10 protein-coding genes and 1 pseudogene are annotated in these 15,985 nt (G+C 73.3%); 7 read left to right on the forward strand and 4 right to left on the reverse strand.

Features of this window, described 5'->3' with window-relative positions:
* Positions 1-248: 248 nt before the first annotated feature.
* The 4 genes from K7G61_RS27185 to K7G61_RS27200 all read left to right on the forward strand — a co-directional run bounded on the left by K7G61_RS27185 (position 249) and on the right by K7G61_RS27200 (position 7,109).
* The gene (locus K7G61_RS27185) at positions 249-1,628 is read left to right on the forward strand and encodes a S8 family serine peptidase (protein WP_225849633.1); all 1,380 of its coding nucleotides are present in this window, start codon (positions 249-251) and stop codon (positions 1,626-1,628) included.
* Positions 1,629-1,884: 256 nt separating this feature from the next.
* Positions 1,885-3,675: a carbohydrate binding domain-containing protein gene (locus tag K7G61_RS27190; RefSeq protein ID WP_225849634.1), complete on the forward strand. Its 1,791-nt coding sequence runs from the start codon at positions 1,885-1,887 to the stop codon at positions 3,673-3,675.
* Between the two features lie 183 nt (positions 3,676-3,858).
* The gene (locus tag K7G61_RS27195; RefSeq protein ID WP_225849635.1) at positions 3,859-4,695 is read left to right on the forward strand and encodes an undecaprenyl-diphosphate phosphatase; all 837 of its coding nucleotides are present in this window, start codon (positions 3,859-3,861) and stop codon (positions 4,693-4,695) included.
* A gap of 164 nt (positions 4,696-4,859) precedes the next feature.
* Complete coding sequence (locus K7G61_RS27200) at positions 4,860-7,109, forward strand: RICIN domain-containing protein (protein ID WP_374204249.1); 2,250 nt, start codon at positions 4,860-4,862, stop codon at positions 7,107-7,109.
* A 309-nt stretch (positions 7,110-7,418) separates the two neighbouring features.
* Here the strand turns inward: K7G61_RS27200 and K7G61_RS27205 are convergent.
* Positions 7,419-7,973: pseudogene (locus tag K7G61_RS27205) on the reverse strand (TerD family protein); the annotation flags it as partial.
* Positions 7,974-8,240: 267 nt separating this feature from the next.
* On the opposite strand from K7G61_RS27205, the gene K7G61_RS27210 reads away from it, so the two are divergent.
* Positions 8,241-10,805 (forward strand): polysaccharide lyase family 8 super-sandwich domain-containing protein, encoded by a 2,565-nt coding sequence (locus tag K7G61_RS27210; protein WP_225849637.1) that lies wholly within the window; start codon positions 8,241-8,243, stop codon positions 10,803-10,805.
* Between the two features lie 168 nt (positions 10,806-10,973).
* The gene (locus K7G61_RS27215) at positions 10,974-11,912 is read left to right on the forward strand and encodes a hypothetical protein (protein WP_225849638.1); all 939 of its coding nucleotides are present in this window, start codon (positions 10,974-10,976) and stop codon (positions 11,910-11,912) included.
* A gap of 64 nt (positions 11,913-11,976) precedes the next feature.
* On the opposite strand, the gene K7G61_RS27220 is transcribed toward K7G61_RS27215, so the two are convergent.
* The 3 genes from K7G61_RS27220 to K7G61_RS27230 form a co-directional block, all read right to left on the reverse strand.
* Positions 11,977-12,732, reverse strand: a complete 756-nt coding sequence (locus K7G61_RS27220) for a hypothetical protein (RefSeq protein ID WP_225849639.1) — start codon at positions 12,730-12,732, stop codon at positions 11,977-11,979.
* Positions 12,729-13,301 (reverse strand): SigE family RNA polymerase sigma factor, encoded by a 573-nt coding sequence (locus K7G61_RS27225; protein WP_225849640.1) that lies wholly within the window; start codon positions 13,299-13,301, stop codon positions 12,729-12,731. The genes K7G61_RS27220 and K7G61_RS27225 overlap by 4 nt, the downstream gene beginning before the upstream one ends.
* Before the next feature lie 117 nt (positions 13,302-13,418).
* Positions 13,419-14,117 (reverse strand): hypothetical protein, encoded by a 699-nt coding sequence (locus K7G61_RS27230; RefSeq protein WP_225849641.1) that lies wholly within the window; start codon positions 14,115-14,117, stop codon positions 13,419-13,421.
* 682 nt (positions 14,118-14,799) lie between these two features.
* On the opposite strand from K7G61_RS27230, the gene K7G61_RS27235 reads away from it, so the two are divergent.
* The coding region (locus K7G61_RS27235) for a hypothetical protein (RefSeq protein WP_225849642.1) at positions 14,800-15,985 on the forward strand (1,186 nt) is incomplete at its 3' end.

Genomic DNA, 15,985 nt, shown 5'->3' on the forward strand with positions numbered 1-15,985 from the left:
GACCGGTGGACGACCGATGGACGACCGGTGGGGGCGCCATCGGCCGCCGTCAGTCGCCGGTCGCCCGCCGTCGGCCGACAGCGCGTCAAGTGATCGTAAAGAAATAGGCTGATCGGGTAAAACGACCGGCAGTTGCGGCGTATCGCCTTGTCCTGCGCATGATCTCCGGCTGAGATCGCGGCAGCCGCTGTGTGCGGCCGAGATCCAGCCGAGGAGAGCCGAGGAGAGCTCCACACCGAGGAGAGTCCATGCGCAGACCCCGTCCGCGGCCCCGTGCCGCGGCCGCGGCGGTCGGAGCCACCGCTCTGACCGCCGCCGCTTTCATAGCTGTTCCCTCCACGGGAGCGGCCACCGCCGCTCCCGGCCGCGCCGCGCCGGTCAAGGCGGTGCCGGCCGTCACCGGGCACCAGTTGGTCAAGGGCGCGAGCAGCCCGCTGACCATCGCCCAGTGCCAGGCCAAGTGGGGCATCAACTGCTACACCCCGCTGCAGTACCGCCAGGCCTACGACCTCAAGCCGCTCTACCGCGCCGGGGTGACCGGCAAGGGGCGCACCATCGTGATCGTGGACTCGTTCGGCTCGCCGACGGTCCAGCACGACCTGGACGTCTACAGCGCGCAGTTCGGCATCCCCAGCACGCACGTGCAGGTCGTGAAGTGGGGCGACGTGCCTCCGTTCGACCCGAAGAACCCCGACCACACCGGCTGGGCGGGCGAGACCACCCTGGACGTCGAGATGGCGCACGCGGTCGCGCCCGACGCGCACATCGTCCTGGTCGAGACCGGGGTCGCCGAGACCGAGGGCGTCACCGGCCTGCCGGAGATGATGGACGCGGAGAAGGCCCTCATCGACCACGGAGTGGGTGACGTGATCACCCAGAGCTTCGGGGCCACCGAGAACACCTTCCCGGGCTTCGACAAGGGCGACTTCTCCAGCATCCAGAACCTGCGGTACGCCTTCCAGGACGCCGAGCGGCACGGGGTGACCGTGCTGGCCTCCTCCGGTGACGGCGGCGCGACCGACGCCGTCGAGGACGGCAGCCACAACTACCCGTACCCGGTGAACTCGTGGCCGTCGGCCGACCCGCTGGTCACCAGCATCGGCGGCACGCAGCTCCACCTCGACGACGCGGGCAACCGGGTCAAGCCGGACAGCGTGTACAACGACTACGGCGCGGGCGGCGGCGGCCAGTCGCACGTCTTCGCCAGGCCGCGCTACCAGAACTCCGTGAAGTCCGTCGTCGGCGACCGGCGCGGCACGCCGGACATCTCGATGGCGGCGGCCGTGGACGGCGGCGCGTGGGTGTACTCCAGCTACGACCCGACGGCCGTCGGCTGGGACGTGTACGGCGGCACCAGTGAGGCGAGCCCGCTGTTCTCCGGCATCGTCGCGCTGGCCGACCAGCTCGGCGGGCACCGGGTGGGCGACATCCACCAGGCCCTGTACGCGCTGGAGAAGGGCAGCCCCAAGTTCACCGGGATCGTGGACGTCAACGACGGGACGAACAACTCGTACGACGGCGTCACCGGCTACACCGCGGTGAACGGCTACGACATGGCCACCGGGGTCGGCACCGTGGACGCGGCGCGCTTCGTCCCGGCGCTGGCCGTGACCAGCTGGCGGCCCTGACCGCCGCACGCGGGTGACCAACGGGCCGCCGCCGCGCCGCGAGGGCACGGCGGCGGCCCTGTTCCGTGAACCGGCGCGGTGGGCGTGACCGGCGGCGCGGTGGCGTGGCGGACCGGGGCCGGTGGCGCGTCCCCGAACTCCCGTGCCGCCAGTATCTGTTAGGACCCTTGACAGTTGGGTGGCCCAGGCCAGCATATTGGTCCAGACCAGCACGCCCTCCCGTGCCGGCACCCCCACGTCGAAGGGAGCGCGGTCCATGACCGGACGCGTTCGCAGCACCTTCCCACGGACCCGCAGGCGGCCCTGGGCCCGTCCGCAGGCCCTGCTCACCGGGCTCGCCACCGCCGCCGCCTCCGCCGGGCTCGCCCTGCTGGGCGGCGCGGGCACCGCGCACGCCGCGACTGCGCTGCCCTCCCACGTCTTCGCCCCCTACTTCGAGGCGTACAACGGGGACAGCCTCTCCGGCCTGGCCTCCGCCTCCGGCAACAAGTACCTGACCATGGCGTTCCTCCAGACACCGGCGAAGGGCTCGTGCACGCCGTACTGGAACGGCGACACCGGGATGCCGATCGCCTCCTCCAGCTTCGGCGCCGACATCTCCGCCATCAAGGCGGGCGGTGGCGACGTCATCCCGTCCTTCGGCGGGTACGCGGCCGACAACGGCGGCACCGAGATCGCCGACAGCTGCACCGACGTCAGCGCCATAGCCGCCGCGTACGAGAAGGTCGTCACCACCTACGACATCAGCCGGATCGACATGGACACCGAGGACAACTCGCTGACCGACAGCGCCGGCATCGACCGGCGCAACAAGGCGATCAGGATGGTCGAGGACTGGGCGGCCGGCAGCGGGCGGACCGTCCAGTTCTCGTACACCCTGCCCACCACCACCGGCGGTCTGGGCAGCAGCGGTCTGAAGGTCCTGCAGAACGCGGTCTCCAACGGCGCCCGCGTCGACGTCGTCAACCTCATGACGTTCGACTACTACGACGGAGCCGCGCACGAGATGGCCGACGACACGAAGTCGGCCGCGCAGGGCCTGCACGACCAGCTCGCTTCGCTGTACCCGGCCAAGAGCGACGCGCAGCTGTGGGGCATGGTCGGCGTCACCGAGATGCCCGGCATCGACGACTACGGCGCCGCCGAGACCTTCACCACCGCCGACGCCGCGGCGGTCGAGAGCTGGGCGGCGGGCAAGGGCATCAATACCCTCTCCTTCTGGGCCCTGCAGCGCGACAACGGCGGCTGCCCCGGCACCGGCGGCTCCGACTCCTGTTCCGGGGTGTCGCAGAGCACCTGGCAGTTCAGCCACACCTTCGAGCCGTTCACCGGCGGCGCGACCACACCTGTGAACGATTTCTCGCTCTCGCTGTCCCCGGCGTCGGGCTCCGTGGCACCGGGCGGCTCCGCGTCGGCGACCGTGAACACCGCCGTCACTTCGGGCTCCGCGCAGTCCGTGGCCCTCGCGGTGAGCGGCGCCCCGGCGGGTGTCACCGCCTCCGTCGCCCCCGCCTCGGTCAGCGCGGGCGCCGCCGCCACCCTCTCGGTCGCCACCACGTCCTCCGCCGCGCCGGGGACGTACACCCTCACGGTCACCGGCACCGGCGCCTCCGGCAGCCGCTCCGGCACCTACACCCTCACCGTGACCGGCTCCGGGGGCGGCTCGGGCGGCGTGGTCAACGGCGGCTTCGAGACCGGCGGCCTGGCGCCGTGGACGTGCCAGAGCGGTGGCGGTGTGGTGAGCTCGCCCGCGCACTCCGGTACGTACGCGCTGCACGTCGCCCCGACGTCCTCGCAGACCGGCGAGTGCGACCAGACCGTGGCCCTGCAGCCCGGCCACTCCTACACCCTGACCGCCTGGGTGCAGGGGCCGTACTCCTACCTCGGGGTCAGCGGCGGGGCCTCGGCCGACACCTGGACCACGGGTACCTCGTGGACCAAGCTGTCCGTCCCCTTCACCACCGGGTCCAGCGGTACCGTCACCGTCTACCTGCACGGCTGGTACGCGCAGGGCGCGGTCTACGGGGACGACTTCTCCGTCTCCTGACCGTCACCGCCCCGCCACTCGGACGGGTGAACCGATCCTCTAAAATCACACCGGACGTCTACACGAATGTAGTCGTGGCGGACCGGGCGGCGCGACGCCGTGCCACCCGGTCCGTACGGTGCCCAAGGCCTCGCGCGGCGGGCCGCACCCACCGCCGGCAGGATCCAGGGGACGGGAACACCCATGAGCGTCATCGGCACCGGCCAGGCCGTCGTACTCGGAGTCGTGGAAGGGCTGACCGAGTTCCTGCCGGTCTCCTCCACCGGTCATCTGAAGATGGCCGAGGGGCTGATGAACATACCCGTCGACGACGACGCCGTGGTGGGCTTCACCGCCGTCATCCAGGTCGGCGCCATCGCGGCCGTCTTCGTCTACTTCTTCCGCGACATCGCGCGCTTCGTCGGCGCGTGGCTGCGCGGCCTGACCGACCGGAGGCAGCGCGACAACCACGACTACAAGTTCACCTGGTGGGTGATCTACGCGACCCTCCCCATCGTGGCGGTCGGCCTGGCCGCCAAGCCGCTCATCGACGGGCCGCTCGGTTCGCTGTGGGTCGTGGCCGTCTCGCTGATCGTCGGCAGCGCCGTGATGTGGTGCGCCGAGCAGATGGCCCGCTTCAAGCGCGGTGAGGACGACGTCACGGTGCGGGACGCCATGGTGGTCGGCACCTCGCAGATCCTGGCGCTGCTCTTCCCCGGCTTCTCCCGGTCCGGCGCCACCATCTCCACCGCGCTGATCCGCGACCTCGACCGGGTCGCCGCCACCCGCCTGTCCTTCTTCCTGGGCCTGCCGGCACTCACCGGAGCCGGACTGTACGAACTGAAGGACGCCACCAGCGGCGGGGTGAGCGCCACCGCGCTCGCCGCCGGGACCCTGGTCTCGTTCGTGGTCGCCTACGCCTCCATCGCCTGGCTGCTGCGGTTCGTCCAGCGGCACTCCTTCAACTCCTTCGTGCTCTACCGGATCGTGGTCGGCGTGGTGCTGATCGGCCTGCTGAGCACGCACGTCCTCGACTCCTGAACCGGCCCGCCCGCGGCCCCGGTCCGGGTGCGACCCCGGTCCGGGTACCGGCGCGCCAGCAATAATTCACGGCTTAATTTTTCCTGTGTATTGACTCCCCGGTGGATCGGCCCCTAGCGTCCGATCCGCATCGCGCCCCCCACAACGCGACCGAGGAGCCACGTGTGACCCACGTTCCCACCAGGCCCACCCACCCCCGCCGCCTCCGCAGACGCACAGCCGCCGTGACGGCGGCCGTCCTGCTGCCGGCCGCGGCCGGCCTCGCGGTACTCACCGCGTCCGGCGCGCAGGCCGCGACCGTACCCACCGGCCCCACGACCGTCGTCAACGCCGGCAGCGGCAAGTGCGTCGACGCCCGCGCCGCGGCCACCGCCGACGGCACGGCGGTCCAGCAGTACACCTGCAACGGCACCACCGCCCAGTCCTGGCAGCTCACCGCGACCGACAGCGGCTACTACCGGATCGGCGCGGCCTCGGCGCCGGACCAGGTCTGGGACGAGACCGACGTCTCCACCGCCGACGGCGCCCCGACCCAGCTCTGGCTCTACGGCGGCGGCGCCAACCAGCAGTGGCTGCCGGTGGCCGAGTCCTCCGGCGCCTACCACTTCGTCAACCGCAACAGCGGCAAGTGCCTCGACGTGCCCGGCGCCTCGACCGACGACAGCGTCCAGCTGCAGCAGTACACGTGCAACGGCACCGCCGCCCAGTCGTTCACCCTCTCCGGAGGCGGGAGCACCACCCCGCCGCCGAACACACCCGACTTCGGTCCCAACGTCACGGTGTTCGACCCGTCGATGCCGGCTTCCGCCATCCAGTCGAAGATCGACTCGGTCTACGCCACCCAGCAGAACAACGAGTTCGGCACCCAGCGCGACGCCCTGCTGTTCACCCCCGGCACCTACGACGTCGACGTTCCCGTCGGCTACTACACGCAGGTCGCCGGGCTCGGCCTGTCGCCGGACCAGGTGACGATCACCGGCGGCGGCGTCCATGTCGCCGGCCACACCAGCGACGGCAACGCCACCCAGAACTTCTGGCGCGACGCCGAGAACATGTCGGTCAGCCCGAGCTCGGGCAGCACCATGTGGGCCGTCTCCCAGGCCGACCCGTTCCGGCGGATGGACGTGCACGGCGGCATGAAGCTGTGGGACGACACCCACGGCACCTCGACCAACTGGTCCAGCGGCGGCTACATCGGCGACTCCCGCGTGTCCGGGCAGATCAGCTCCGGTACGCAGCAGCAGTTCCTCACCCAGGACACCGCCATGAACGGCGGCTGGACCGGGCAGAACTGGAACATGGTCTTCGTCGGGGACACCGGCGCCCCGGCGACCGGCTTCCCCAACCCCCCGTACACCACGGTCGCGCAGAGCCCGGTGATGCGCGAGAAGCCGTTCCTGTACGTGGACTCCTCCGGCGGCTGGCAGGTGTTCGTACCCGCCCTGCGCTCGGGGGTGCAGGGCCCGGACTGGACCGGCGGCGCCGCCCCCGGAACCTCGCTGCCCATCGACCAGTTCTACATCGCCAAGCCGGGCGACACGGCAACGACCATCAACGCGGCTCTCGCCGCGGGCAAGAACCTGATCGTCACCCCGGGCGTCTACCACCTGTCCACGGCCCTGGACATCACCCGCCCCGACACCGTGGTGCTGGGCCTCGGCCTGGCCACCTTGGTACCGGACAACGGCGCCACCGCCATCACCACCGCCGACGTGGGCGGCATCGACATCGCCGGCCTGCTGATCAGCGCGAACACCACCAACTCGGCGGTGCTCATGCAGGTCGGCCCGGCGGGCTCGACCGCCGACCACAGCGCCGACCCGACCGTCCTGCACGACGTGTTCTTCCGGGTGGGCGGCGACATCGCGGGCAAGGCCACCCAGTCGCTCGTCGTCAACAGCAACGACGTCATCGGGGACGACCTGTGGCTGTGGCGGGCCGACCACAGCAACGGCGTCGGCTGGACCGTCAACCCGGCGGCGAACGGACTCGTCGTCAACGGCGACAACGTGACGATGTACGGCCTGGCCGTTGAGCACTACCAGAAGTACCAGACCACCTGGAACGGCGACGGCGGCCGCACGTACTTCTACCAGAGCGAGACCCCCTACGACGTGCCCGACCAGGGCAGCTGGACCACCAGCGGCGGGGACCTGGGCTACGCCTCGTACAAGGTGGCCAACTCGGTGACCTCCCACGAGGCCTGGGGGCTGGGCGTCTACGCCTACCTGCGCGACAACCCCTCCGTGGTGCTCGGCCACGCCATCGAGGTGCCCACCACCTCGGCGGTGAGGTTCCACAGCATGGTCACCACCGTGCTGGGCGGCGACGGGACCATCAACCACATCATCGACGGCACGGGCGACCAGGTCACCCCGAGCCACAACGTCGCGGACCTCGTCGGGTACCCCTGAGCCGTCCGCGGCCACGCGGGAAGCGGCTCACCCGCCCGGGCGCCTGACCGGGGCGCCCGGAAGGACGGGCGCCCGGCAGGGGGCGTGACCGGGTGAACCGCACCGCGCACGAAGCGGGGGCCGGCCGGCCCAGGGGGCGCATCCCGCCGGCCGGCCCCTCACCCGCGCCGCGAGCCGCGCCCGCGGTGTCCGGTGATCGGGCCGGTGTCCGTCCGGTGTCCGCCCGGTGGACGCCGGGCGGGCGCCGGGCGGGCGCCGGGCGGGCGCCACCGGACGTGGGACGGACGGCCACCGGACGCCGGGCGGTGATCAGGCCGGATCCGCGGTCATGGCGTGCGCGAACGACTCGGGATCCGTGTCGAAACCGCGCACCATGCGGCGGAACTCCCAGTCCCCCGACCGGTTCCGGATGAACTCCGCGACCGTCGCGGCCGTCGCCCCCGGCACCTGCGTGAAGTCGACGGCGGCGAGCTGGCTGTAGCCCTCGACGACCTTGACGGTGGGGCTGGTGACGTCGGCGAACACCAGCCGGCCACCGCGCTGCTGGATGGCCACGCCGACCACGACCCGGCCGTACTCGGCGCTGAGCCGGTCCAGTTCCAGGGTCAGGGTCTCGTCCGCGCCCAGCCCCTTCCCTGTGCGGTTGTCGTGGTCCAGGAAGATCGTGCCGTCCGGCGACCGGCTGTCGAAGTGCACCAGGTACGCCGGATCGCCGGCCGGATCGGCCGCGAAGCACACCCCTGCCACCAGGTCCAGGTCGCGGTCCGGTTCGCCGGGCGGGCCCGGGTCCCACGCCAGCCGCACCTCCACCCGGCCGATTCCCTTGTTGAAGCTCTTCACGGCCCCTCTTCCACCCGTAACGCCACCGTCGAGACCTTCCCACCTCGATGAACCACGGCGTGTGACGGTCTGTCAACACCGCCTCGCACCGCCCTTGTCACCGACGGTACGCGGCGACGGCGGGTCCCGTCCGGCCTTTTCCGCGACCTCACCCAGGGCGCCTCGACGGCTCGCCGGCGACCTCCGGGCGGGTACTCCCGGCGGCCGCCCCCGGCCGGGACCGGTGACAACCGCGACCTGGGTTGCTTCAATGCCGGCAAGCGCTTTCTGCCGACCGCTCGGAGGCGTACCGTGCAGATCTCCCGCCGTGCCCTGCTCTCCGCGCTCCCGGCGGCCGGCCTGCCGGCCCTGGCCGGCGCGCCGCGGGCCCGCGCCGCGTCCGCCCGCCCCGCCGCCGACTCCGCCGCCGACCACGCCCGCCTGATGAGCAACACCGTGGCCGTGTTCGCCGGCACCGCCGAGTCCAACGCCCGCCCCGAGGCCGCCGCCAAGCTGTCCGCCATCGCCCGGGCCGCCCGGTCGCACCTCGCCGCGATGGACGCGGCGGGGACCGGCGAACTGTTCCGCGGACTCCCGCTCGGCACCAGCGACACCAACCTCACCACGTCCTTCCAGTACCTGTACGAGACCGCCCTGGCCACCCGCGCCCCCGGCGACGCCACCGCCGACCTGCGCGGCGACCCCGCCCTCCCGCGCCGGATCGCCGACGCCCTGGCCCTGCTGTACGACGGCACTTACGGCGACCAGTCGAAGGGCTACTACGGCAACTGGTTCAACTGGGAGATCGCGATCTCCTCGCACGTCAGCAGGACCCTGGTCCTGCTGGCCGGCACCCTGGCCGGGTACCGCCCCGACCTGACGGCCGCCTATGTCGCCGCCATGGACGGCTACCTGCGCAACGGCACCGACGGCGACGTGAACCTCGACTCCCGCTTCCACACCGGCGCCAACCTCGCCGACATCACCGCCAACCGGATCCTGCAGGGCGCCGTGCTCGGCGACGACGCCCGCGTCGCCAAGGCCGTCGCCGACCAGCTCACCGTCTGCGCGACCGTGGACCCGTACCACCCGCGGCACGGCGTCACCGACGGCTTCTACGCCGACGGGTCCTTCGTCCAGCACGCGAGCGTGGCCTACACCGGCACGTACGGCACCGGCCTGCTCACCCGCCTGGTCCAGACCGTCAAGACGCTGGCGGGGACCTCGTACGCGAGGGGCGGCGGGCCGGCCGGCGTGGTCCAGGGCTGGATCCGCGACTCCTTCGCCCCGGTGGTGTTCGAGGGCTGGATGATGGAGACCGTCAAGGGCCGGGCCGTGTCGAGGCCCACCACGGGGTACGCGGACGCCGCCGCCGTGGTGGAGGCCGCGGTGGATCTGTCGGACCACGCGACCGACGCCGACTGGGCCCGGCTGCTGCGCGGCTGGGCCAAGTTCACCGCCGGCGCCGCGCCGACCCCGCCCGACCCGGCGGCGTTCGTCTCCCCGGTGACCGCCGTCCGCTTCGCCGACATCATGGCCGACCCGGCCACCCCCGCCCGCGACCTCAACCCGCCCGCCTCCCACAGCGTCTTCGCGGCCATGGACCGCACCGTCCACCGCCGCCCCGGCTTCGCCTTCGCCCTGGCCCGCAGCTCCACCAGGATCAGCGAGTACGAGTACATGAACGGCGAGAACCTGCTGCCCTGGTTCCAGGGCCAGGGCGCCCACCACCTCTACCTGTCCGGCCAGGACCAGACCCGCGCGTTCGGCGTGGACCATCTCACCGCCGTTTCGCCGTACGCCCTCGCCGGCGTCACCGCGCCGGTGGAGACCCGCCTGTCGGTGCCTCAGCTCTACGGCACCGCGTGGTACGACAACCCGGCGCTCGGCTTCACCTCGTCCTCGCAGTCGCAGAACACCTACGTCTACTTCCCGCGCGCCACCAACGACTTCTCCGGCGGCGCGGCCCTGGGCGCGTACGGCGTCGCCGGGTTCGTGCAGTCCGTCGACGCCGCGTGGGCGGCCGAGCAGGCGGGGCTGCTGCCCGGCGACTTCGTCGCGTACCGCAACGCCGACGCCACCAAGTCCTGGTTCTTCCTGGACGACGAGATCGCCGTGCTCGCGGCGGGCGTCGGCGACGGCGCCGGCCGCCCGGTGACCACCACCCTCGACACCCGCGTCGCCGACCCCGCCGCCTCCCTCGCGCTCGACGGGGAACTGCGCGACGGCACCGCCTGGTCCGGCCCCGGCACCGCGCCGCTGTCCTGGCTGCGGTACGCCGACCCCGCCCAGTGCACCGCGATCGGCTACGTACTGCTCGACCTCCCCGACGGGCAGCGGCCCACCGTCACGCTCGACACGGTCGTCCGCAGCCGCCGCACGGTCCGCACCGCCAACCCGGACACGCCCGTCACCAAGCTGGTCTTCGCCCTGTCGGTCGGTCGCCCGGCCGGGGCCCCGCACACGTCGATGGCGTACGCGATCGTGCCCGGCGCCACCGCGGCACGCCTGCGCGGGTACGCCCGCGGCCCGCTCGCGGTCGTCGCCAACACCACCCGCCTGCAGGCCCTGGCCCACCGGGGCCTGCGCCTGCTCGCCGCCAACGCCTTCGCCCCGGGCACCCACCGGGCCGAGCGCCTGGTCCTGGACGGCCCCGCCTCGGTGATCCTGCGCGAGGAGGGCGACGGCACCACCTCGCTGGCGGTCGCCGACCCGACCACGAGGCGCGACACGGTGACCGTCGTCGTGCGCGGCCGCGCCCTGGGCGCCGTCCGCGCCGACCCGGGGGTCGAGGTCCGCCGCGTACCGGGCGGGACCCGCCTCGACGTCGCCACGAGGCAGTCCTACGGCCGCAGCTTCGAGGCGGTTCTGCGGTGACCGCGGAAGGCCGCGAAGCGGTAGCGGTCTTTTCAAGAGCGACACAAGGGGGTCGCATTCTCTCCAGAGGTGACTGTTAGCGTTTTCGCCGCTGCCCGGTCGCGGGCGAACGTGAGCGTGCCGCCGTCCTCCTCCCGGCGGCGCGGGCCGGCCACAGAAAGACCGCGAATGGACTCTTGCTCCTCATGCCGCCGTCCCCTCAACGGCGCGCTGGTGTGCCCCGGTTGCGGCGCCTACGCCCCCGACATAGACCCCCGCAGCACGACCTCCCGGGCGCGCCGCCCGGCCGCCACGACGGCCGTCCGCGAGAAGCCGGCCCCGGCGGGAGACGTGGACACGGTCGCGGAGCCGGACGTGGACGCGCTCGTGCGGGCGGGTGTACGCGAGGTGGGAGCGGTCGTGCGCGTCGCGGCACCGGCCGGCGGGGGACGGGCCGCCGCGGCCGGCGGGGGGCAACCCGACGAGGGACACGAGGAGTACGAGGAGCACGAGCAGGACGCGGCCGGGGCGGGTTCGGCAGGCGCGGACGCGGGACTTCCCGCGTTGCACGGTGGGCGGGCCGGGCGGCGGCTGCAGTTGGCGCGCTGGAGCCGCAGCAGGAGGCGCGCCGCCGCGGCGACCGCGCTCGCGCTGCTCGGGGGCGGGATAACGCTGGGGGCGATGGCCTCCGGCCCGGCCAGGGCGCCGCATCCCGCCTCGGCACCGGACCCCGCGGCGCCCCCGCCCTCCGCGGCGCCCGCCACGAGCGCGGGCGGCGCCACAGCCCGGACCGCACCGGACCACCAGGCGCCGCCGAGCACCGCAGGTGCCCTCTCGCCGTCGGCGGGCGGCGGCCACCCGCCGTCCACCCCGCCCGGCCCCTACGACCCGGCCGCCACCGCCCGCACACCGCAGGCCGGCCCGTGGCGCACGGCCCCCGGAACCGCCGATGACCCGACGTCCGGCGCCAGTACCGGCACCGGCACCGGCACGCCCTCCGCCCCGGGCACCCCCGATACCCCCGGCACCCCCGGCACTCCCGGCACCCCCGGAACCACGCCGCCCACCGCGCCGACCCCGAGCCCTTCGCCGCACCACTTGTGCATCCTGCTGGTCTGCCTGCCCTGAAACGGCCGGCACCCGCGGCCGCGCCTCTTCCCCCGGGCCGGGGCCGGGGTCGGCGGGAGTACGGTCAGCGCCACTCCGTCTCGTGGCCGACCCGGTGGTGGGAGGTGTCGTACTGGTCGACGGCGGCGATGGTGCGCCCAGAGGGGATCGCCACCGCCCAGGCGCGGTAGGCGGTGGCGGCGACCTCGACGGTGCGCCCGGTGAGCTGCGTGCCGTCGGTGAGGGTCACCACGCCGTAGGCGACGTCCGGGCCGGGGGAGGCGACGAACAGGCGCAGGCCGCTGGTGCCCTTCTCGTGCAGGCCCCACAAGCCCTCGTCGCCGTCGCCGTTCGTGATGTCGCGGGCGCCGGACACCACGTCGCAGTCGGCCCAGGGCCCGCCCTGATGGTCGATCAGCACCCCGCCGACGCTCATCCGCTTGCACAGCAGACCGTCGCGGGCCGAGCCCGGCGCGCCGGCTCCGGCCGCGGCCGCGGCCGGGTGGTACTCCAGGCGCACCGACCAGGTCCTGCCGTCCACCGTGCCGCGGCCCACATCGGCCGTGACCGCGGCGGCGGGCACGGTGCGGTGCGCGGTGGGGCCGGGGCCGGCCGGCAGGGGGCGGGCCGGACCGCCGTGCCGGCCGAGCGGAAGGGCCAGACCCGCCACGGCGGCCACCGCCACGGCCGCGCCCACGACGGCGGCGCGGCGCCTGCGGGCCCTGCGGGCCCGGCCGGCCGCCAGGATGCGCTCGACGGGGGCGGGCGGGGAGGTGTACGCGCCGACCGAGCGGGTCAGCGCGGCACGCAGCCGCTCGCCGGGGTCGTGCTCGAAGGTCATCGCGGGTCTCCAAGGCCGCTGGGCAGCGGAAGGTCGGCGGGGTGGGAGAGGTCGGCGAGGGCGGGGTGACCCCGCAGCTTGGCCAGCGCGCGGGACGCCTGGCTCTTCACGGTGCCGACCGAGCAGCCGAGCGTCGCCGCGACTTCCTCGGCCGGAAGGTCCTCCCAGTAGCGCAGCACCACGACGGCCCGCTGCCGCTCGGGCAGGTCGGCCAGCGCCCGCATCAGTACGTCCCGGTCGCCCCCGCCCCCGACGCCCCCGCCGTGCTCCACGGCGGAGGCGTCGGGCAGCGTCGGCAGCAGCAGATGGATCACCCTGCGCCTTCGGTACCGGCTGCGGTTGGTGTTGACCAGAGCTCGCCGCACATAGTGCTCGGCGGTCTCCGGACGCACCCGCCGCCACGCCGGGTACACCCGGGCCAGCGTGGTCTGCACCAGGTCCTCCGCCTCGTGGAAGTCGCCGGTGAGCAGATACGCGGTGCGGGTCAGCGCCCGCCAGCGGGCGGCGACGAACCGGGTGAACTCCGCGTCCGGTCCGCCGGCCGCGGTGGGGTCGTCAGGCTGCTGCACGGAGGGGGCGTCCCGTCCTTCTGTCGGTTGCCGTTGCATGCCGTTACTCGATGTCACGTGCTTTCACGTGCTGTCACGTGCCGTCACCGCGGTGCCGGCCGCCGCGGTGACACCGCGTCAGCGCCACTCGGTCTCGTGGCTGACGCGGTGGTGGGAGGTGTCGTACTGGTCGACGGTGGCGATGGTGCGCCCGGAGGGGATCGCCACCGCCCAGGCACGGTAGCCGGTGTGCGGGACCGTGACCGTGCGCCCGGTCAGCCGGGTGCCGTCGGAGAGGGTCAGCACCCCGTACGCGACGTCCGCGTCGGGCCTGGCGACGAACAGACGGGTGCCGCTGGTGCCCTTCTCGTGCAGGCCCCACAGGCCCTCCCCGCCGTTGCCGGCCGGGTCGTGGGCGCCGACCAGGCCCTCGCAGTCGGCCCAGGGCCCGCCCTGGTGGTCGATCAGCACCCCGCCGACGCTCATCCGCTGGCACAGCAGCGAGGTGGGCCGGGGCGCCTTCGCCTGCCCGGGCGAGGACGGAGGCTCGTACCCCTTGGGAAGGGTGCGGTGGTACTCCAGCGTGACCGACCAGGCCAGGCCGTCGACCCGCCCGTGCGCGATCGGCTGGGTGACCACCGCGGGGGTCGTGTGCCGGACGGCGGGGGCCGGGACGGCGGTGTGCCGGACGACGGCGGACCCGGGCGTCGTGCCGGTGGCGGCGCCGGCGCCGGAAGCCGGACCGGCGGCGAACGCGTGGGCGCCGAACGACAGCCCGCCGATCGCGGCGACGGCGGCGCCGGCAGCGGCGGCCTTCCTCATGCGGCTGAGAGCCACGGACGTATCTCCTTTGCGTCACTTACGTGTTCCCCGCCCGGCGCGTTCGCCGGGCGGATGCGTCGGCCGGCCCACCGGGCCCCGTGAACCGGCCGCCGGCGACCGCGAGGGCCCCCGGAAACGGACATCCACCCCTCCCTACTCCCGCCCCCCGCCCCGGGGTTGCACGCTTCCGGAACTCCTCTCCCGCCCGCGCCCGGGGCCTTTGCCCGCCGCCCGGTCGGCGTCGGGCAGGGGCTCCGTGACGCGTTTCGCCCCACTACCACCCCAGTCTGTGGTGGCACTGTGCAAAGCCTGTGGAAAGGCCGGGCCCCCGCTCATTGACCTGATCACGTCAACCTGCTTCTCTTCTCGCAGCACCTCACGCCCCACCTGCCGGAACGCCGAAAGCCGGTACCGCAAGGGGGTTTCCGCTCGTCCCACCGCGGAACCGCCGGAAGGCGCCGCGGAGCGCGCCGACACGCAGTGGTCCGACTGCCAGTGCCCACCTCTGTGCAGACACCGCGTGGCCGGAACGACTCCGAGGTGTCCCGCCGCCTTGCCTCCGGCCGCGGCGGACCGGCCGGAGGGCCGGGCCCGCCTCAAGCACCAGGGCCCGCGGTGCCGTGCTCCTCCTGTCCCGAACCGCCGGCGCCCCCCACCGAAAGGCGTCCGGCGCACACCCAGAGAGGTCCCCCTCAGCATGGGCAAAACCCTCCTCGGAGCTACGCGTGTAGCCCTCACCGGACTCGCCGCGGCTTCCCTCGCATCAGGCGCGCTGCTCCTCGCCTCACCCCTGGCGTCGGCCGCGCCGGCCTCCTCCGACACGGGCGGCCACTCCGTGGCCAACCCGTACAGCCCCGCGTACCAGCACCCGTACCGGCACGGTGTGGTGCCGACCCTTCAGCAGCACGCCAAGATGCAGAACTGGGCCGCGAGCCAGGCGTCGCCCGCCGCGACCGGGCCGGAGACGCTCTCGTACGGCGGCGGCATCGACGGCATCGGCGTGCAGAGCGGCCACTCCAAGGTCTACCTGGTCTTCTACGGCACCCAGTGGGGGACGCAGAGCACCAACGGCAGCGGTGACATGACCTTCTCCGGCGACCCGGACGGCGCCGCCCCCGTCGCCCAGGAGATGTTCAAGGGCATCGGCACCGGCAACGAGCTGTGGTCGGCCGACCTGACCCAGTGGTGCGACGGCCCCAACGTGGCCAGCGGCGCGACGAGTTGCCCCTCGAACGCCAACTTCGTCCCGTACCAGAGCGGCGGCGTGCTCAGCGGCGTGTGGTACGACAACTCGGCCGCCTCGCCCAGCGCCGCCACCGGCCACCAGCTCGGCGTGGAGGCCGTGAAGGCCGCGAGCCACTTCGGGAACACCTCGGCCGCGCTCAACCGGGACGCGTACTACGTCATCCTGTCCCCGCACGGCACCAACCCCGACAGCTACCAGGGCCAGTACTGCGCCTGGCACGACTACAACGGTGACAGCACCCTCACCGGCGGCGCCGTCTCCTCGTCGGTCGGCGACGTGGCCTTCAGCAACCAGCCGTACAACATGGACTCCGGCGCCGGCTGCGGCGTCGGCTTCGTCAACTCGCCCGGCACCCTCGACGGCTGGACGATGACGCTCGGCCACGAGTGGCACGAGATGATGTCCGACCAGAACCCGGCGGGCGGCTGGACGAACCACACCGGCAGCTCGTACGACGGCCAGGAGAACTCCGACGAGTGCGCCTGGATCTCTCCCGGCCAGGCCGGCGGCGCGGCCAACGTGTCGATGGGCACCGGCACCTTCGCCGAGCAGGCGAGCTGGTCCAACGACACCAACTCCTGCGCCATCTCGCACCCGATCGTCGGCGGCGGCTCGACGGGCAACACGGTGTCGGTGT

This window comes from Streptomyces sp. HPF1205, assembly GCF_020400825.1.
Lineage (GTDB): Bacteria > Actinomycetota > Actinomycetes > Streptomycetales > Streptomycetaceae > Actinacidiphila.